Origin of the sequence: Bauldia sp. (assembly GCF_020442045.1) — a bacterium.
Classification (GTDB): Bacteria; Pseudomonadota; Alphaproteobacteria; order Rhizobiales; family Kaistiaceae; genus Bauldia.
Genome location: NZ_JAGRLA010000117.1, coordinates 15017 through 33832 on the forward strand (window position 1 = coordinate 15017; position 18816 = coordinate 33832).

Below are 18816 nucleotides of genomic sequence, written 5' to 3' on the forward strand. Positions count from 1 at the left end.
CCCGGAGCCACGACATGAACCAGAAGACCATCGCGATCGCCGCCATCGGAGCCATCGTCATCGGCGCCGTCGGCTACCTGGTCGGTGTCGAGGTTGCCGGACGGGGACCGAGCACGGCCGTCACCGAGGCGGCGATCAAGGGCTACCTCGCCGACCATCCGGAGCTGGTCGCCGCACCGGAACGGGAGACGACCGAGGTCGCCGCCCTGTCCGAAGCCCAGCTCGACCAGGTCAAGGACACCATCCGCAGCCATCTCATCGCCAATCCGGAGATCGTCCGCGACGCCATCGACGAACTGCAGCGCAGGCAGGACGAGGAAGCGGCCCAGGCGCAGGTCTCCGCGATCACCAACAACAAGGACATGCTGTTCAATTCGGAGCGGCAGGTCGTGATCGGCAATCCCGACGGCGACACCACGCTGGTGGAATTCTTCGACTATAACTGCGGCTACTGCCGCCGGGCCCAGGCCGACATGAAGGCGCTGATCGCCAACGACCCGAACCTGCGGGTCGTGCTGAAGGAATTCCCCGTCCTCGGCGAAGGCTCGGTCGAGGCGTCGCGGGTTTCGATCGCGGTCCGCATGGTGGCCCCCGACAAGGCCGAGGATTTCCATAACACGCTGCTCGAGCACCCCGGCCAGGTGGATGGTGCCGTCGCCCTCGCCCTGGCGGACGAGCTCGGCATCGACACGGCCGCCCTCAAGAAGGCGATGGACAGCGAGGAAGTCAGCGACACGATCGCCGAGGCTTATGCGCTGGCCACCGAATTGTCCCTGACCGGCACGCCCTCCTACGTCACCAACAGCGAAGTGGTGATCGGCGCGGTCGGCTACGATGCCCTGCTTGGCAAGATCCAGACCGCCCGCGCCAATTGCGAGGAATCGACCACCTGCTGACGGTCTCCGGGGTTTTCGGCCGGAAATCCACAACCCGGACAGAGGAGCACCTCCCCCTTCCCCTGACGCTGGTGACCCCCTATAAGGGCGCGAAATCGGGCGGCGACCGGCCACCCGCGTGGCGGAAGTGTCAATTCGATGGCGGTGACCGTCTTCGTCCTCAATGGACCAAATCTCAATCTGCTCGGGCAGCGCGAACCGGGCATTTACGGGGGCAAGAACCTCGCCGAGATCGGCGAGGATTGCCGTGCTGCCGGTCGTGAGGCCGGGGTCGCGGTCGATTTCCGCCAGTCCAACCACGAGGGCGTCCTCGTTGACTGGATCCAGGAGGCCGCCGACGGCGCCGACGGGATCATCATCAACCCCGGTGCCTACAGCCACACCTCGGTGGCCATCCACGACGCAATTCGCGCCGTCGGCAAGCCGGTGATCGAGGTTCATCTTTCCAATATCTTCGCCCGCGAGGCCTTTCGCCACCATTCCTACGTTTCGCCGGTTGCTTCCGGCGTTATCTGCGGCCTGGGGCCCGCCGGCTATCTTCTGGCGCTCTCGGCCTTGAAAGAACTGGTCGCCGGGCGAGCTAAAGGGGACGTATGAGCGACAAGAAGAAAAGCGTCGACCACGACCTCATCCGTGAGCTGTCGAGGCTGCTCACCGAAACCGATCTCACCGAGATCGAGTTCGAGGATGATGACATGCGAATCCGGGTTGCCCGGAACCCGGCACCGGCGGTTCCGGTGCCTCCGGCTCCGCCGCCGCCGCCCGCGCCGTCGGCCGAGCAGTCGCATCGCCCGGCCACGCAGCCGGACGACATGTCGAGCCATCCGGGCGCGCTGCTGTCGCCGATGGTCGGTACCGCCTATCTCGCCGCCGAACCGGGCGCCAGGCCGTATATCGATATCGGTGAATCGGTCCGCGAAGGCCAGACGGTGATGATCGTCGAGGCGATGAAGACGATGAATCAAATTCCGGCGACGCGGTCCGGCAAGGTCACCAGGATATTCGTGGAGGACGGCCAGCCGGTCGAGTATGGCGAGCCGTTGATGATCATCGAATGATCGAAGCCTCCCCCCTGTTCGGCAAGATCCTGATCGCCAATCGCGGCGAGATCGCCCTGCGGGTCCTGCGGGCCTGCAAGGAGCTCGGGATCGCGACGGTGGCGATCCATTCGACTGCCGACGAAGACGCGATGCATGTCAGGCTCGCCGACGAAAGCGTTTGCGTCGGCCCGCCGCAGGCCCGTGATTCCTATCTGAACATCCCGCAAATCCTCGCCGCCTGCGAGATCACCGGCGCCGATGCCGTCCACCCGGGATATGGCTTCCTTTCCGAAAACGCGCGTTTCGCGGAAATCCTCGAGGCACATAACGTCGCCTTCATCGGGCCGAGCGCCGAGCATATCCGCATCATGGGCGACAAGATCGAAGCCAAGCGGACCGCCGAGAAGCTCGGCATCCCGGTCGTTCCGGGCTCGGACGGCGGCGTCTCCAACGAGATCACCGCCCGCAAGGTCGCCGCCGAGATCGGCTATCCGGTCCTGATCAAGGCCGCCGCCGGCGGCGGCGGACGCGGCATGAAGGTCGCGCGCACGCCCGACGAGATGCCCGAAGCGCTGGCGACCGCCCGCGCCGAGGCCCGGTCGTCATTTGGAGACGATGCCGTCTATATCGAGAAATATCTCGGCAACCCGCGGCATATCGAAGTCCAGGTGATGGGCGACGGCCAGGGCGGCAGCGTCCATCTCGGCGAGCGTGATTGCTCCCTGCAGCGGCGCCACCAGAAGGTTTGGGAGGAAGCGCCCTCCCCGATCATCGACGGCGAGGCGCGTGCCAGGATTGGCGGAATCGTCGCCGATGCCATCGCCACTCTCGGCTATTCCGGCGCGGGAACCGTCGAGTTCCTCTACGAGAATGGCGAATTCTACTTCATCGAGATGAACACGCGCCTCCAGGTCGAGCACCCGGTCACCGAGGCGATCACCGGCATCGATCTGGTCATCGAGCAGATCCGCGTCGCGGCCGGGCACAAGCTGTCGATCACGCAGCAAGACGTCGCCTTCGACGGCCATGCCATCGAGTGCCGCATCAATGCCGAGGATCCGCGCACCTTCGCCGCCTCGCCGGGGCGGATCAGCAACTACCACCCGCCGGGGGGACTCGGCGTTCGGGTCGATTCGGCCGTCTATCAGGGCTATCGCATCCCGCCCTATTACGACAGCCTGATCGGCAAGCTCATCGTCCATGGCCGCAGCCGCCAGGAATGCATGATGCGGCTTCGCCGGGCGCTCGACGAATTCGTCATCGACGGGATCAAGACGACGATCCCCCTTTTCCGCGACCTCGTAATCGACGAGGATATCGCCGCTGGACAATACGATATCCACTGGCTGGAAAAGAGACTCTCGGCGGACGCCGCCTCCGATGACCGGACGGGATGACATCCTTCTCGAGATAACGCCCCTGGTGCTGCTGAAGGCCTATGCCGTCGGCATTTTCCCGATGGCCGAGTCGGCCGAGGACCCGGGGCTGCACTGGATCGAGCCGGAAGTGCGCGGAATCCTGCCGCTCGACCGTTTCCACATTCCCCGCCGCCTGAAGCGCACGGTCCGCCAGGGTGTCTTCGAGCTCCGCGTCGACAGCGATTTCGAGGCGGTCGTCGACGGCTGTGCCGCGGCCACCGAGGAGCGCGCCAAGACCTGGATCAACGACCGCATCCGCCGCCTCTATGGCGATCTCTTCGAGATGGGCCACTGCCATACCATCGAAACCTGGCAGGATGGCCGCCTGGTCGGCGGCCTCTACGGCGTCCGCCTCGGCGCGGCGTTCTTCGGGGAAAGCATGTTCAGCCGCGCCCGCGACGCCTCGAAGGTCGCCCTGGTCCACCTCGTCGACCGGCTGAATGCCGGCAGCTTTCGCCTGCTCGACACCCAGTTCACCACCCGGCATCTGAAGCAGTTCGGCGCGGTCGATATCGACCGCCTCCACTATCAGCGGCTCCTCGAGGAGGCGATCGTCGAGGATGCCGACTTCTACCGCTGGGACGGAGGCGCGACTTCCGAGGACTGCTTGCAGTCGGTCAGCCAGACGTCATAGACCGCGTGGTCGACCGCATGCAGCCCCGGACTCGCCGCGAACATCCAGCCGCCGAATATCCGCCGCACCTTGCGGTCGAGGGTGATTTCGTCGACTTCGACGAATGCGTCGGTCTGCGGCGCTTCGGTCGACGGCCGCGTGTAGCAGACCCGCGGCGTCACCTGCAGGGCGCCGAATTGCACCGTCTCGTCGATATAGACGTCGAAGGAAATAATCCGGCCGGTGATCTTGTCGAGCCCGGAGAACACCGCCACCGGATTGGAGATCTTCTCGGCACTGGCCGTCGAAGCGCCCAGCAGGCACGCCAGGGCGGCGAATAGCAATGTACGTTTCATCGGATCCGCAAGCTGATTCTGCCACGATCGAATGGTGGCCTCGTAACACGTGAATCCGGCAAGGAGAAGGCTATGCCGGGGCATTATGACCGGCTGGCATCCTCGCCGCCCGCGTGCTAGCGAACCGGCATCGAATGAAGGCAAGACACGGGGAATGACGATATGCGCCTTACGATGATCGGCGCGGGCTATGTCGGCCTGGTGTCCGGGGCCTGTTTTGCCGATTTCGGCCACGTCGTCACCTGCGTCGACAACAACGACGACCGCATCCGGGGGCTCGAGGCCGGCGAAATGCCGATCTACGAGCCCGGCCTCGACCGCATCGTTGCCTCGAATGTCGCCGAGAACCGTCTCCGCTTCACCACCGATCTCGCCACCTCCGTCGCCGAGGCCGAGGCGGTGTTCATCGCCGTCGGCACGCCGTCGCGGCGCGGCGACGGCCATGCCGACCTCACCTATGTCCACGCCGCCGCCCGGCTGATCGCGCAGTCGCTCGACGGCTTCACCGTGATCGTCACCAAGTCGACCGTCCCGGTCGGCACCGGCGACCAGATCGAGGCGATCATCCGCGAGGAGCGGCCGGACGCCGAATTCGCCGTCGTCTCCAATCCGGAATTCCTCCGCGAGGGCGCCGCGATCGACGATTTCAAGCGGCCGAACCGCATCGTCGTCGGCACCACCGACCCGCGCGCCCGCGAGGTGATGCAGGAGGTCTACCGCCCGCTCTATCTCAACCAGGCGCCGCTGCTCTTCACCGACCGGCGCACGGCCGAGCTGGTCAAATATGCCGCGAACGCCTTCCTCGCCACCAAGATCACCTTCATCAACGAGATCGCGGACCTTTGCGAAAGGGTCGGCGCGGACGTCCAGGACGTCGCCCGCGGCATCGGCCTCGACAACCGCATTGGCCCGAAATTCCTCCACCCCGGTCCCGGCTTCGGCGGCTCCTGCTTTCCGAAGGACACCCTCGCCCTGATCCGCACCGCCGAGGAAGCAGGCGCCGATCTCAGGATCGTCTCGGCGGTCAGCGACATCAACCAGATCCGCAAGGCCGGCATGGCCGCCCGCGTCATCGAGGCGCTCGGCGGCTCGGCCGAGGGCCGCACCGTTGCCGTGCTCGGTCTCACCTTCAAGCCCAATACCGACGACATGCGCGAAGCGCCGTCGCTCAGCCTGATCCCGCGGCTGCAGGAAGCCGGCGCGACGGTTCGCGCCTTCGATCCGCAAGGCATGAAGCCGGCCATGCCGATGCTGCCAGGCGTCACTTTCGCCAGGGACCCTTACGACTGTGCCACCGGCGCCGACGCCCTGGTCATCGTCACCGAATGGGAATCCTTCCGCGCCCTCGATCTCGCCCGGATCGGCGACGTGATGAAGCAGCCCCTGATGGTCGACTTCCGCAACATCTACCCGCCGGCCGAGGTCCATTCCCACGGCTTCGTCTACCGGTCCGTCGGCCGCCCCCGTCTCGACCGGGGCGAAGCCGTTTCCTGACCGCCGGCCGCTATCCGCCTGTCTCCGTTAACGATTTGTAATGCTTCCTGTCAGCCGGCTGTAAGGCGCGACTTGTCATGGTGACACCTGTCCGGCCCGTCCAGCGCGGGCCCCAAGCGGCAGGTTCGAGATCGATCCATGAAGAAAATCGCGCTTTCGCTGATGGTGGTCGCCGCTTCCGGCGCCTACGCGGCGAGCCAGCCGGGCAGCCAACCCGGTGACGAATTCCTCGACATGTCCGGCGGCGACCCGCTGGTCGCCGATCCGCTGCTGACCGGCGCGCTGCCGCCCGATACGTCGCATGGCGACGCCCCCGCCATGCCGTCCGCCGACCGGCCGGAAACGGCGGGCGCGCCGGCGCCGATGGAACCGAAGGCCGACCTTGGCGAAATCCGGTCGGCGGCAAGGCCGCGGGAACCCGCGCCGGCGCCCGAGCCGGAGACGGTCGCGGCGCTCACCCCGCCGGCCGACAAGCCGCAGCCACCGCCCGTGCCGGCGGCGACCACTGCCGTCGTCGACGTGCCGACGCCCCGGCCGCGGCCCATCCACGCCCATGTTCCGCCGGCGGAGGTGCCGCGAGCGACGCCCGCCGTGATCCGCGTCTCGTCGAATGGTGGCTATGCCGATGGCGCCTGGACCGGCCCGGTGGTCGACGCCTATTACGGCCTGATCCAGATCCAGGCGATCGTCGAGGGCGGCCGTCTCAGCGGAATCAGGGTGCTTAAATACCCGAACGATCGGCGAACGTCGGTCTTCATCAACCGCCAGGCGCTGCCGATGCTGCGCGACGAGGTGGTCCGCGCGCAGAGCGCCCGGGTCGACATCGTCTCCGGCGCGACCCTCACCAGCCGCGCCTTCATCCGCTCCCTTGGCGGCGCCCTGCAACAGGCCGGCGGGATCTGACCATGCGCGAGACCCGGCTGATCATGGGAATGCCGGTGACGATCGATGTCGTCGACGCGCCCGGCACCGATTGTCTCGATACCGCCTTCGCCTATTTCGAGGCGACCGACCGGCGCTTCAGCACCTATCGCGACGTCAGCGAGATCAGCGCGATCAATCAGGCACGCCTCGGCGAGGCGGACTACAGCGACGAGATGCACGAGGTGCTTGACCTTGCCGAGCGGACAAGGCGCGAAACCCTCGGCTACTTCGACATCCGCCGGCGCGACGGCACGCTCGATCCCTCCGGCATCGTCAAGGGCTGGGCGATCAGGAACGCGGCGCGACTGGTCGCGGCGGCGGGCGCGCGCGATTTCTTCGTCGATGCCGGCGGCGATATCCAGCCCTCGGGCCGGAACGCCGAGGGCCAGGAATGGCGCGTCGGCATCCGCAGCCCGTTTGATCCGGCGGAGATCATCAAGGTCGTCTATCCGCGCGGCCACGGCGTCGCCACGTCGGGCACCTACGCCCGCGGCGGGCATATCTACGATCCCCACGACCCCGGCCACGAGGACGTCGATATCGTCGGCCTCACGGTCATCGGCCCCGACATCCTCGAGGCGGACCGCTTCGCCACCGCCGCCTTTGCAATGGGCCGGCCGGGAATCGGCTTTATCGAGGAGCGGCCGGAGCTGGAGGGCTACATGGTCGATGCCGGCGGCCGGGCGACCTTCACCAGCGGCTTCGAGGATTACTGCGCGCCATGAACATCGACAGGATTCTCGACCACGTCACCATGTATCGTCTGGTCCTGTGGTACCTCGCCGGCCTGCTGGCCATCGCGCTCGGCCTCAGCGCCCTCCACGTCCTGCCCTACGATCCGCTGCGGATCGTCTTCTCCACCACCGTCATCCTCGCGGTCTGCTGGGTCGCGAATATTGCCTTTTCGCGTGCCTTCAAGGTGCCGGCCAATCGTGAATCGGTCTACATCACCGCGCTCATCCTCGCCCTGATCATCGAACCGGTCGGCTTCGATGACGCGACCGGGATCGGCGCCCTGGTCTTCGCGTCGCTCTGGGCGATCTCGTCGAAATTCATTCTGGCGATCGGAAAGAAGCATCTCTTCAATCCGGCGGCGCTCGGCGTCGCGCTGTCGGCGCTGCTCCTCCATCATCCCGCGACGTGGTGGGTCGGCGGCAACCTGCCGCTCCTGCCGGCCGTCCTGGCCGGCGGCATCCTCGTCACCCGGAAACTCCGTCGCTTCGACCTCGTGGCGACCTTCATCCTCGCCGCATTGGCGACGGTGCTCGCGACGACGGCGCCCTCCGCCTACGGCATGGCGCTTTCCGAGACGCTCCGCTCGTCGTCGCTCTTCTTCTTTGCCTTCGTGATGCTCACCGAGCCGCTGACGGCCCCGACGCGGCGCTGGCCGCGCCTCGCCTTCGCCCTTCTGGTCGGCTTTCTCTTCGCCCCGAACATCCATATCGGCTCGTTCTACCTGACCCCGGAGCTGGCCCTCCTTGCCGGCAACCTCTTCGCCTGGATCGTCAGCCCCAAGCACCGTTTCGTCCTCACCCTGGAACGCGTCGAACAGGCCGCGGTGGACACCTTCGACTTCATCTTCAGCCCGCACCGGAAGCTCGCCTTCGAACCCGGCCAGTATCTCGAATGGACCCTGCCGCTCGACCGGTCGGACAGCCGCGGCAATCGCCGCTACTTCACCGTCGCCTCCGCGCCGACCGAGGACCAGGTCCGCCTCGGCGTCAAATTCTATCCGGACGGCAGCGCCTTCAAGCGGGCGCTCGGCGAGATGATGCCCGGCGACACGATCCATGCCGCGCAGATCTCGGGCAATTTCACCCTGCCCGCGGACCCGGACGCCAAGCTCGCCTTCCTCGCCGGCGGCATCGGCATCACGCCGTTCCGCAGCATGCTCCAGTATCTTCTCGATCGCGGCGAAGAGCGGCCGATCACCGTGCTCTATGGCGGCGAGACCGAGGACGACCTGGCCTATCGCGACGTCCTCGACCGGGCCGAGCGGGAGCTCGGCATCCCGACCTGGTATGCCGTGGCGAAGGACGCCCGCCCGGAGCACTATCCCGGCTATATCGACGCCCGACTCGTCCGCGCTGTGATCCCCGACTACCTCGAGCGGACCTTCTATATTTCCGGACCGCAAGGCATGGTGACGGCGCTTGGCAGGATGCTGCGCTCGATCGGAGTGCACCGGTCGCGCATCCAGACGGATTTCTTCCCCGGTTTTGCCTGAGACCCGCCGCCGTCACCACGTATGAATCGTCTTTGTGCCCGGCCCGCCGAGCCCCTGCTCGACGAGCCAGCCCTCGAGGGCTTCCGTCTCGGCATGCGAAAAGAACATGCCGAGCTTCGAACGGCGCCACAGGATATCCTCCGTCGTGCGCGCCCATTCCTCCCGCACCAGGTAGCCCGCTTCGGCCTCGGTCAGGTTGGCGCCAAAGACGCGTCCGAGGTCGTCCATCATGCGCGCGCCCGACACGATCGACTGGGCAAGCGTCCCGTATGACCCGGCGAGACGCCGGGCGAGACGCTCGCCGATAAAGGGATAGGCGGCGCGCAGCGCCCGTTCGAGCGACGGAAGCCCGTCAATCTCGAAGGCACCGCCCGGCAGCGCCGCTCCGGTCGTCCAGGTCTTGCCCGCCGGCCGGCCGCTGGCGATCCGGTCGACGACGCGCTCCGCCAGCCGCCGGCTCATGGCGACGCGCCCGCCATAGACCGAGATCAGCAGCGCCCGCCCCTCGCCACCGTCGGCCTCGATGGCACCGTCGCGATCCGCCCCCCGCGCCCCGGAGCGCTCATCGGCGCGGACGGCGCGGACGCCCGCCCGGCTCCACACGATCTGGTCCTCGTAGACCGGCTGGCGGAGGTATCCGCTCAGCGTCGTGGTGAGATAGGCGCTCTCGGCAATATCGGCGGCGACATCCTCGGGGTCGCCGTGGAAATCCTCGTCGGCCGACCCGACCAGCGTATAGTCCCCGGCATAGGGCATGGCGAATATCATGCGCCGGTCGCTTGTCCGGAAAGCATAGGCGCGATCGTGCTCGAAAAGCTTTGGAAGGACGATCTGGGTTGACTTGACCATCCGTATCCTGGTCGATCGGCCCGCGTCGACGACATGGTTGAGCACCGCGGCCGTCCAGGGCCCGGTGGCGTTGACCAGTGTCCGCGCCGTGACCACGAAGCGCTCGTCGCCGACGCTCGACTCCAGTGACAGCCGCCAGACGCTCCCGTCGCGTTCGGCGATGACGCAGCGCAGCCTTGGATTGATGCTGGCGCCGCGCGTTCGCGCATCCTTCGCGGTAAGGATCACCAGCCGGGAGACGTCGACCCGGCAATCGGAATATTCGACCCCTCCGGCGATGTCGTCCTGGAGGATTCCCTCGATCGCCGGATCGTGCCCGTCGAGCAGCCGGGTCGGAGGGAGCAGGCGCCGCCCCGCCAGGCGATCATGGGCAATGAACCCCGCCCGCAACAGCGTCTTTTGCGCCACCGTCTTCCGGAAGGGCAGGACGAAGCGCAGCGGACGGACGATGTGGGGGGCCGCCTCCAGGAGGCGCTCGCGCTCCCGCAGCCCCTCCCTCAGCGCCCCGAGAGCGAAGCGATCACGGTGACGGAAGCCACCATCGACCAGGCTCGTCGTGGCCGAAGAGCCCGCGCCGCCCAGGTCGCCCTGCTCACACAGGAAGACGGACAGCCCCCTGCCCGCCGCGTCGCGCGCGACACAGCACCCGGTAATCCCACCTCCGATGACAGCGAGATCGTAGACCTGTGCCGCCAAGCCCCATCACCCCAACGCATGAGCCGGGCCCACAATGGCCCAGTCGGCCGCAAATGCGAAGCGATCAGGAACGCCGGCGGCAAATCCAACGCCGCGGGATTGCGCCCGTTCGGCTACGGATCGCCGGGATCGTCGTGGATCAGGCGGTGCGGAAACCGGCCGTCACGGGGAAGCGACATGCCATGCTCAGATCGTCACGACCGTGCCGGTCTCGAAGGATTCCCTGGCGGCGTTTGCCGTCCGCACCGCCAGCCGCGCCTGCTCGGGCGTCCCGAGCGTCGGCGCGCGCCCTTCCCTGACGCAATCGACGAAATACGCCGCCTGGTTCTCGTAGGCGTCGCCGGGCTTGCCTTCGAGCGCATAGGCCCTGCCCGGCTCATGGACGGTCAACGAGCTGCCGCCGCCCATCTCGACGCTGACCCCGCCGGCCTGGAAGGCGAATTCGATCACACCGCCCTCACAGAGCACCTTGAGGCCGCAACTGAAGGGGTAGTCCTTCGGCATGAATTCACTGCCTTCGACGAAGCCGCTGGCCTCGCCGTAGGCGACGCTGGCGTGGATGTCATTCCACAGCCCCGGCCGGAACTCCTTCCCGCGGCCGTAGACCGATTTCGGCGCGCCCAACACCCAGTTCAGGACGTCGAAGTCATGGACGCTGAGGTCGAGCACCGCGCCGCCGCTGAGCGCCGGGTCGAGGAACCAGTCGGCCCAGGCCGGCACCTGCGACAGCCGCGAGGCGATCGCCGAGATCGGCTTGCCGAGCCGGCCCTCGTGGACGAATTCCGCCAGCGACACATACTCGCCCCAGAAGCGCAGGACGTGGGCCACCATCAGGATCTTGCCGCTCGCCTTCGCCGCCGCGATCATGCCGTCGCAATCCTCCGCCGTCAGCGCGAACGGCTTTTCGAGCAGGACATGCTTCCCGGCATTCAGCGCCGCGATGGTCGCCTCCGGATGGAGATGGGTCGGCAGCGTGTTGCTGATCGCGTCGATCGCCGGGTCCTCGATGATCGAGCGATCGTCGGTCGTCGCCCTGGCGCCGACCTCGCCCGCGAGCGCCTCCGCCTTTTCCCGATGGAGAGACGAAACCACGACGATCTCGACTCCCGGAATCTTGGCATAGGCACGCGCATGCGTGCCGCCCATGAAGCCCGAACCGAGGATTCCGATTTTCACGATACCCCCACCCGCTGTCAGGAGAGACCGAGCGCCGCGAGGCGGTCGTGCGACGCCTTCATCGACCGGTTGACCTCTTCGAGCGCCGGCCACGGCTCGCCGAGGAACTCGATCTCGACGCTCAACGGGCCCTCATAGCCGCCCTTCTCGATGATCCCGAGGATCCTGGCGAAGTCGATATCCCCGTCCCCGATGCCGGGGAAATCCCAGACGCGTCCCTCGCCGCGCTTGTCCTTGAGATGGCAGTGGACCATCTTCGGAAGCGCGATCGGCAGGTCGTCGACGGCCTTCACGTCGCCGTAGAATTCGACATTCGCCGTGTCGTAGTTGATCAGCACGTTGGGACGTCCGATCCGCTCCAGAACCGGAATCGCGGCCGCGCCGGACTTGGTGATCTCGCCGTGGATTTCGATCCCGAGACGGATGTCGCGGGCGGCGGCATAGTCGGCGAGCTCGTGGATATTGCCCATGAAGGCGTCCTCGTCCTCGTCCTCGCTGTAATGGCCGCCGATCGCCGTATTCATGATGCCGATCCCCATCCGCTCGCAGAGATCGACGGCGAGCAGGCCGTCCGCCAGGCCTTCCTTGGTCGTCAGATCGGAATGGCCGCTGAGGCTGAGGCTGACAAGCCCGAGCGAATTCATCATCCGCTGGATCCGTCCCAGTTCCTTCGCATCGGCTTCCAGGGGCACATGCTCGGTCCAGCCCCGCACGGCGCTGAGCTCGACATAGCGATAGCCGGCGGCCGCGATGCCTTCGAGTGCCTCTTCGAGGCTGTAGGTATGGTAGCTGTTGGTATGGCCGCCCAGGCGGTTCTTCAGTGTCATGCGCACGCCCCTGTTCCGATCATCGCCGCGCGGCGAAGACCAAGACTGAACCACATCGGACCGGCCCGGTAAACGGGCCCGAGGCCGTCCGAAGCGACCGGCCTATTTCTCGAGAGCGGTAAACGCGCCGTCCCAGTCCGGAGGCGGCGGGTTCTCGCGCCACGCGGCGATCCGCGACTCGTAGAGCGCGTAGAATTTCTCAAGCGTCGCGACGCCCGCCGATCGACAGCGGGCGATGGCGGACATGGCGCCCTCCCAGTCGCAGGCGCGATAGGCAGCCAGCATGGCTTCGTGATCGGGAACCAGTTGCTTCATCTGTTCCCCGGTCGCCGCAAGGGCATCCTGCAGCGTATAGAGCCGGCTCGGCTGCGAGCGGCCCTTGACCCGGATGAGATCAAGCTCGAGCGCCGGCTCGCCGACACCGGCGAAGGTCGATTCGCCGATGACGATCGTCATCCCGTAGACCTTGGACAGGCCCTCGACGCGGGAGGCGAGGTTCACGTCGTCGCCAATCGCCGAATAGTCGAAGCGAACCGTCGAGCCGAGGTTGCCGACGCAGCAATTGCCCGAGTTGATGCCGATGCCGATGCCGACCGGCTGATAGGTTCGCCCTTCCGCCTCGGCCTGGCTCTTCCACTCGCGATTGAGCTCCACCATCTTCGCCGACATCTCCAGGGCGGCCAGCGATGCGTTGCGCGCGTGGACGGGATCCTCGAGGGGCGCATTCCAGAACGCCATGATGGCGTCGCCCATGTATTTGTCGATCGTCCCGCGATGCTTGAGGATGATCTCGCTCAGCGGGCTGAGCAGGCCATTGATGAATTGCGTCAGTTCGTGCGCGGTCATCTTCTCGGAGATCGAGGTGAAGTTCCGCACGTCGCAGAAGAGCAATGTCAGCTCCCGCACTTCCCCGCCGAGCTCAAGCCGATCCGGGTTGGCGATCAACTCGTCGACGACGGCCGGCGAGACGTAATGGCCGAAAGCGCGCCGGACCTCCGCCCGCTGCTGCTCGACGCTGCGGTAGATGTAAAGCGTCGCCGCCCCGACCAGGGCGAAGATGGCCAGCGCCGGATAGGTCGGATCGAGCAGGAGTCCGGCATAGCGATAGCAAAGCCAGCCGCCGAGAAAGACGCCGGCAATCACCACGCCCCCGAGGAATGCCGAGGAACCCGCTGAAATCCGCGGCAGGATGACCGCGAGGATGACGCCGACGACGAGCACGAAGAGGATTTCGAGGGCGACCGTGAAGTCCGGGCGGATGAGGCTGCGCCCGGCAATCAGGTGTTCCAGCGCCTGTGCCTGGATTTCGACGCCCGGAAGAGCGGCGTCGAGGGGCGTCGCCTGCAGGTCGTTCAGCCCCGCCGCGCTGGAACCGACGAGGATGATCTTTCCGTCGATTTCGTTCTGATCGAATTCGCCCGACAGGACCTGCCAGGCCGGTATGAACGCATCGGGATTGGAGGGACGGAACTGCAGGAGCAACGCACCGTCCGGATTGGTCGGTATCTCAATGGCCCCCACCTTGATGTTGTTCAGCCCGGTTTCGGCGCCAAAGGAGGATTCTCCGCTCGCGTTCGAGGATTTGAGGATATACGTGCTGGCTCCCTGAGCGACCCGCAGCGTCTCCATCGCGAGCGTTGGCGCCCAGCTGTCTCCCTCGCGGAAGATCAGCGGCAGGCGCCGCACGACCTGGTCACGATCGGGGATCCAGTTCACCGCCCCTATCCCGGACGCCGCATCCTCGAGGATCGGCAGGTTGTTCGATCGCCCGGTGAATCCCGGCACGAACGGGCCTGGGTCGTCTCCGGCAACCGCGAAACCCGCCTTGGGCGGCAGCGACGGACTGGACTCGTTGTCGTTGAGAACCGTGGCGAGCACCGTCGGGGCGGCGGCAACGATCTCGGCCATCGTCTCGTCATGGCTCTTGCGACCGGCGATAAGCGGCTCGAGGAGCTTCGCCTCCTCCGGCGTGAGCCTCTTCATGACCTGCTCGGGCGAGGTCTGGTCCGGTTCGGTGAACAGGACGTCGAAGGCGACCGTCGCGGCACCGGAGGCGAAGAGGTTCTGGAGCAGAGCGGCCACTGTCGTACGCGCCCATGGCCACTGCCCGATGCGCTTCAGCGATTCCTCGTCGATATCGACGATGCGAACCGGCAGTTCCGGATCGTAGTCCTGCGGATCGAGGCGCTGGTAGGAGTCGAAAGCGATGAGCCTGAGCGCCTGCAGGAAAAAGGGATCGGCAACCCGCAGAGCGGTCGCGCCAAGCAGCACCAGCGCCACAAGGATGATATACGGCCAGCGCCCCCAGGCGGTCACCGCGATGCTCCAGCGGTCATCGACGCCGGACGCCGGCGGACGCCGGCACGGCCGCTCTCACCGACCAGCGCCCTTGGCGTGGTCCAGCGACGAAATCGAGCACCGGTTCCCATCGAGCACCAGCCCCCCCGGCCACTAGACGATGTGCAGATCCGACTGCAGCAGGCTCGAGCTGCCGATCGTGACGAAGGCGACCGCATCGCTGCTGGAGCCGCCATTGGCGTCCCAATAAAGCGTGCCCTGGCTCGGCCCCGACGTGTCGAACAGGAACACGCCCTTGCTGTCCGGGTGGGTGTAGCCGCCGATATCGGCAAGCTTGACCAGGGGCGCCGCATCCCCCGCCGACAGGCCGCCGCCGAAGCCCTTGGCCTTCAGCTCGAGCTTGTCGACGCCCGAGACGAAATCCTTGATCGTATCAAAGCCATCCGCGGCACTCTTGAAAATGAAGCTATCCTTGCCCTTGCCACCGGTCGCAATGTCGGAGCCGAGGCCGCCGTTGATCTGGTCATTGCCGCCGTTGCCCTTCAGGACATCGTCACCGGCGCCGCCCACCAGCTTGTCGGGGCCGTTGCCTCCCTTCAGGATGTCGTTGTCGGCACCCCCCAGCACCTTGTCGCGGCCGCCTCCGCCGATCAGCTTGTCGTCGCCGGCCTTGCCCTTCAGCTTGTCGTTGCCCTTGAGGCCCTTGAGACGATCGTCGCCCGCGCTGCCAACCAGGACATCGGCCTTCCTGGAGCCTCTCACGGTGGTCGTCTCGAAAATGAAATCGTCCTTGGTCAGTGCGCCGGCATTGACCACTTCGAGGACGATCTTGTCGCCCTTGCCGAGGCCCTTGATCACGGTGTTGTCGCCGGCCTGCGAAATCTTGAGGTCGTCGAAGGCGAGTCCCTTGAAGTTGCTGAGATCGATCTTGTCGCTGCCGCCGCCGGTCGCGAGGAAGTCCTTGATCGTGTCGACCCCAAACCCCTTGAAGAAGACGAAGCGGTCGCTGTTGTCGCCGCCCCAGGCCTTGTCGTTATCGCCGTCACCGCCGAAGAAAAGCGTATCCTGGCCCTTGCCGCCGGCATACTGGTCGGCGCCCTCGCCGCCCCAAAGGGCGTCGTTGCCATCCTCGCCGTAGAGCTCGTCGTTACCCTCGTCGCCGAACAGCGTGTCGTTCCCGGATGACGCCCCGCCCGTGCCGCCGAAGCCACCGACGAGGACATCATTGCCGGCACCGCCCCGGACGGTGTCGTTGCCATCCCGCGCCCAGATCTTGTCGTCGCCGTCACCGCCTTCCAGGACGTTGGCGAGGGTGTCACCGATGATCGAATCGTCTCCGGAACTGCCGATGACATTCTCGATGTTGAGCAGGATGTCGGTACCGGCACCGCCGTTCTTTGCCAGTCCGACGGGAGTCGTCGCGGGCGCGATGCCGCCGGCGAGGAGCAGGGCCGCGAAGGTCCCGGGATCGCCACTGATCGACTCGCTCGAACGGTCTTCCGGCGTCAGTCGGACCGTTACACCGCTGGTCGTCGCCGAATAGTCGACGGTATCGTTGCCGTCGCCGCCGTCATAGAAGTCGTTGCCGTCACCGGTCCGCGCCGCGATCGTATCGTCGCCGGCGCCCGCATCGACGATGTCGACCCCGGCACCGCCGATCGCCAGATCGTCGCCGTTGCCGGTGTTGATGATATCGCCGCCGGTCGAACCGGTGATGGTGTCGTCGTGGCTGCTGCCGGTGATCGTGAAGCCGTCGCTCTGAAGGTGGAGGTCGATCGTCACGCCGGCGGCGGCGAGCGCCGCGGATATCATCTCGACGTTGACGATGCGCGCATCCGAGGCGGCATTCAGGTCGGCCGACGTCGCCGCGAGGGTGATCGTGTCGGTATTGGCGCCGCCATCGACGGTATCCGTGCCGACGAAACCGACAATCGTGTCGTTCCCGGTTCCACCGTCGATGGTGTCGGCGCCCGAGCCGCCCTCGATCGTGTCGTTGCCGGCCCCGGCGCCGATGACATCCGCCCCGGTCGAGCCGATGATCGTGTCGTTGTGACCGCTGCCGGTAATCGTGAAGCCGTCGCTCTGCTGATGCAGATCGATCGCGACACCTGCCCCGGCGGTCGACGCGTCGACCGCCTCGACATTCTTGATCTGGCTGTTCGCCGCCGCGTTCAGGTCGCTCGACGTGGCAGCGAGCCTGATCGTGTCGGTATTGGCCCCGCCATCGACGATATCGGCGCCGACGAAGCCGATGATCGTGTCGTTGCCGGCTTCGCCGTTGATCGTGTCGGCGCCCGTCCCGCCCTCGATGGTGTCGGCGCCGCTGCCGGCGTTGATCGTATCGGCGGCGGTCGAGCCGGTGATGGTGTCGTTGTGAGCGCTGCCGGTGACCGCGAAACCATCGCTCTGCAGATGAAGGTCGATCGTCACCGCCGCCGCGGCGAGCGCCGCCGAGACCGCCTCGACGTTGATGATCTTTGAATTCGCCGCCGTATTCAGGTCGTTGGAAGTCGCGGACAGCTTGATCGTGTCGCCGGTGCCGGCGCCACCGTCGACCGTGTCGGCACCGACGAAGTCGATAAAGGTGTCGTCGCCACCGTCGCCGTGGAGTTCGTCGGCCCCGAGGCCGCCGGTGATCGTGTCACCGTCGTCGCCGCCATGGATCGTGTCGCCGCCGTCGTCGCCATCGATCGTGTCGGCGCCAGCCCCGCCAAAGATGGTGTCGGCGACGCTGGAACCGGTGATCGTATCGGCATTGCCGGTGCCGGTGATCTCGAATCCGTCGCCCTGGGCGCTCAGGTCGATCGTCACCCCCAGGGCGCCGAGCACCGACGACGCATCGACCTTCTCGACACCCTGGATATGGGTGTCGATCGCGGCATTCAGGTCGGTCTGGACCCCGGCGATGGTGATCTTCAGCGTGTCGCCGGTGCCGTTGCCGCCGTAGACCTCGTCAGCCCCGACGAAGTCGACAAACGTGTCGTCGTCGTCGCCGCCATAGAGCTTGTCGGCCCCGCCGCCACCGGTGAGCGTATCGTCGTCGTCACCGCCGTAAAGCTCATCGTCGCCGGCACCGCCGGTGATCTGGTCGACCTGGCTGGTGCCGGTGAGCGTCTGGTCCTTGGTGTTGTCGGTGATCCCCGACCCGTCGATGACGATCAGGTCGCCGTCGGCCACCGGCAGCCAGGTCGCTGCGAAGGTCCATCCCGAAAGGTCGACCGTCAGCGCCGTATCGACCACATCGATGATGACCTTGTCGAGGTGACCGTCGGTCCCCGCTACGTTCAGCGTCGATGACAGGCCGGCACCCAACTGGTCCGACGTGAAGGTCCCCGTCGACCCCAGCAACAGCTTCTCGATCGACTTGATGGTCGATAAGGTGAAGTCCGCATCGCCCGTGATCTTCAGCGTGTCGCCGGCCGTCTCGCCGAGCGTGCCCCCGTCATAGGTCTCGCCGGCAACCGCGTCGCCCGCATCCCCATCGACGACCAGGATGTCGTCCCCGGCGCCGCCATACACTTCGTCGACGCCTAGACCACCCGTGATCGTGTCGGCTCCCCCGCCGCCATTGATCGTGTCGGCACCCTGCGATCCGGTCAGCGTGTCGCCGTAGTCGCTGCCGGTGATCGTGAACCCTTCTTGCTGGTTGCTCAGGTCGATGACGACCGCGTCGGAGGCCGTGGCTGCGTCGATCGCCTCGACGCCCTGAATATCGTCATTTCCGGCGTCGTTGAGAGCCGCCTGCTCGCCGACGATCGTGATCTTGATCGTGTCGGCCGTGCCGTCGCCGCCATAGACCTTGTCGGCTCCGACGAAGTCGACGAACGTGTCGTCGCTGTCGCCGCCATAGAGCATATCGTCGCCGGCACCGCCGGTGATCTGGTCGACCTGGCTGGTGCCGGTGAGCGTCTGGTCCTTGGTGTCGTCGGTGATCCCCGACCCGTCGATGACGATCAGGTCGCCGTCGGTCACCGGGTCCCAGTCGACGAAGGTCCACCCCGA

Annotated in this window: 15 protein-coding genes; 9 read left to right on the forward strand and 6 right to left on the reverse strand. The window is 66.4% G+C overall.

What is annotated here, in order from left to right; translation table 11 throughout:
- The first annotated feature begins 14 nt into the window (after positions 1-14).
- The 5 genes from KDJ86_RS13400 to aat all read left to right on the forward strand — a co-directional run bounded on the left by KDJ86_RS13400 (position 15) and on the right by aat (position 3988).
- Positions 15-896 (forward strand): DsbA family protein, encoded by an 882-nt coding sequence (locus tag KDJ86_RS13400; RefSeq protein WP_291746642.1) that lies wholly within the window; start codon positions 15-17, stop codon positions 894-896.
- 138 nt (positions 897-1034) lie between these two features.
- The gene (gene aroQ, locus KDJ86_RS13405; protein WP_291746645.1) at positions 1035-1493 is read left to right on the forward strand and encodes a type II 3-dehydroquinate dehydratase; all 459 of its coding nucleotides are present in this window, start codon (positions 1035-1037) and stop codon (positions 1491-1493) included.
- The gene (accB, locus tag KDJ86_RS13410; protein WP_291746649.1) at positions 1490-1954 is read left to right on the forward strand and encodes an acetyl-CoA carboxylase biotin carboxyl carrier protein; all 465 of its coding nucleotides are present in this window, start codon (positions 1490-1492) and stop codon (positions 1952-1954) included. Before aroQ ends, accB begins: the two co-directional genes overlap by 4 nt.
- Positions 1955-1968: 14 nt before the next feature.
- A complete protein-coding gene (gene accC / locus KDJ86_RS13415) occupies positions 1969-3333 on the forward strand; it encodes an acetyl-CoA carboxylase biotin carboxylase subunit (protein WP_291746681.1) in 1365 nt (454 codons plus the stop codon).
- Positions 3317-3988, forward strand: coding sequence for a leucyl/phenylalanyl-tRNA--protein transferase (aat, locus tag KDJ86_RS13420; RefSeq protein WP_291746653.1), 672 nt, complete (start codon positions 3317-3319; stop codon positions 3986-3988). The genes accC and aat overlap by 17 nt, the downstream gene beginning before the upstream one ends.
- Here aat and KDJ86_RS13425 read toward each other — a convergent pair.
- Positions 3925-4323, reverse strand: coding sequence for a DUF2155 domain-containing protein (locus KDJ86_RS13425; protein WP_291746655.1), 399 nt, complete (start codon positions 4321-4323; stop codon positions 3925-3927). The genes aat and KDJ86_RS13425 overlap by 64 nt on opposite strands.
- Before the next feature lie 162 nt (positions 4324-4485).
- Between KDJ86_RS13425 and KDJ86_RS13430 the strand changes: the two genes are divergently transcribed.
- The 4 genes from KDJ86_RS13430 to KDJ86_RS13445 all read left to right on the forward strand — a co-directional run bounded on the left by KDJ86_RS13430 (position 4486) and on the right by KDJ86_RS13445 (position 8968).
- A complete protein-coding gene (locus tag KDJ86_RS13430; RefSeq protein WP_291746657.1) occupies positions 4486-5817 on the forward strand; it encodes a UDP-glucose dehydrogenase family protein in 1332 nt (443 codons plus the stop codon).
- Between the two features lie 138 nt (positions 5818-5955).
- The gene (locus tag KDJ86_RS13435) at positions 5956-6720 is read left to right on the forward strand and encodes an FMN-binding protein (RefSeq protein WP_291746659.1); all 765 of its coding nucleotides are present in this window, start codon (positions 5956-5958) and stop codon (positions 6718-6720) included.
- Positions 6721-6722: 2 nt separating this feature from the next.
- The gene (locus KDJ86_RS13440) at positions 6723-7466 is read left to right on the forward strand and encodes an FAD:protein FMN transferase (RefSeq protein ID WP_291746661.1); all 744 of its coding nucleotides are present in this window, start codon (positions 6723-6725) and stop codon (positions 7464-7466) included.
- A complete protein-coding gene (locus KDJ86_RS13445) occupies positions 7463-8968 on the forward strand; it encodes an RnfABCDGE type electron transport complex subunit D (protein ID WP_291746663.1) in 1506 nt (501 codons plus the stop codon). The genes KDJ86_RS13440 and KDJ86_RS13445 overlap by 4 nt, the downstream gene beginning before the upstream one ends.
- Positions 8969-8980: 12 nt before the next feature.
- Here KDJ86_RS13445 and KDJ86_RS13450 read toward each other — a convergent pair whose 3' ends face one another.
- The 5 genes from KDJ86_RS13450 to KDJ86_RS13470 all read right to left on the reverse strand — a co-directional run.
- On the reverse strand, positions 8981-10513 hold the full coding sequence (locus tag KDJ86_RS13450; protein WP_291746665.1) for a glycerol-3-phosphate dehydrogenase: 1533 nt from the start codon (positions 10511-10513) through the stop codon (positions 8981-8983).
- Between the two features lie 186 nt (positions 10514-10699).
- Positions 10700-11689, reverse strand: coding sequence for a Gfo/Idh/MocA family protein (locus KDJ86_RS13455; protein ID WP_291746669.1), 990 nt, complete (start codon positions 11687-11689; stop codon positions 10700-10702).
- Positions 11690-11706: 17 nt separating this feature from the next.
- Positions 11707-12516, reverse strand: coding sequence for a sugar phosphate isomerase/epimerase family protein (locus tag KDJ86_RS13460; RefSeq protein ID WP_291746683.1), 810 nt, complete (start codon positions 12514-12516; stop codon positions 11707-11709).
- Positions 12517-12618: 102 nt separating this feature from the next.
- Positions 12619-14832 (reverse strand): CHASE2 domain-containing protein, encoded by a 2214-nt coding sequence (locus KDJ86_RS13465; RefSeq protein ID WP_291746672.1) that lies wholly within the window; start codon positions 14830-14832, stop codon positions 12619-12621.
- A gap of 135 nt (positions 14833-14967) precedes the next feature.
- Positions 14968-18816, reverse strand: a 3849-nt coding sequence (locus tag KDJ86_RS13470) for a beta strand repeat-containing protein (protein WP_291746675.1), incomplete at its 5' end; no start/stop codon positions are given.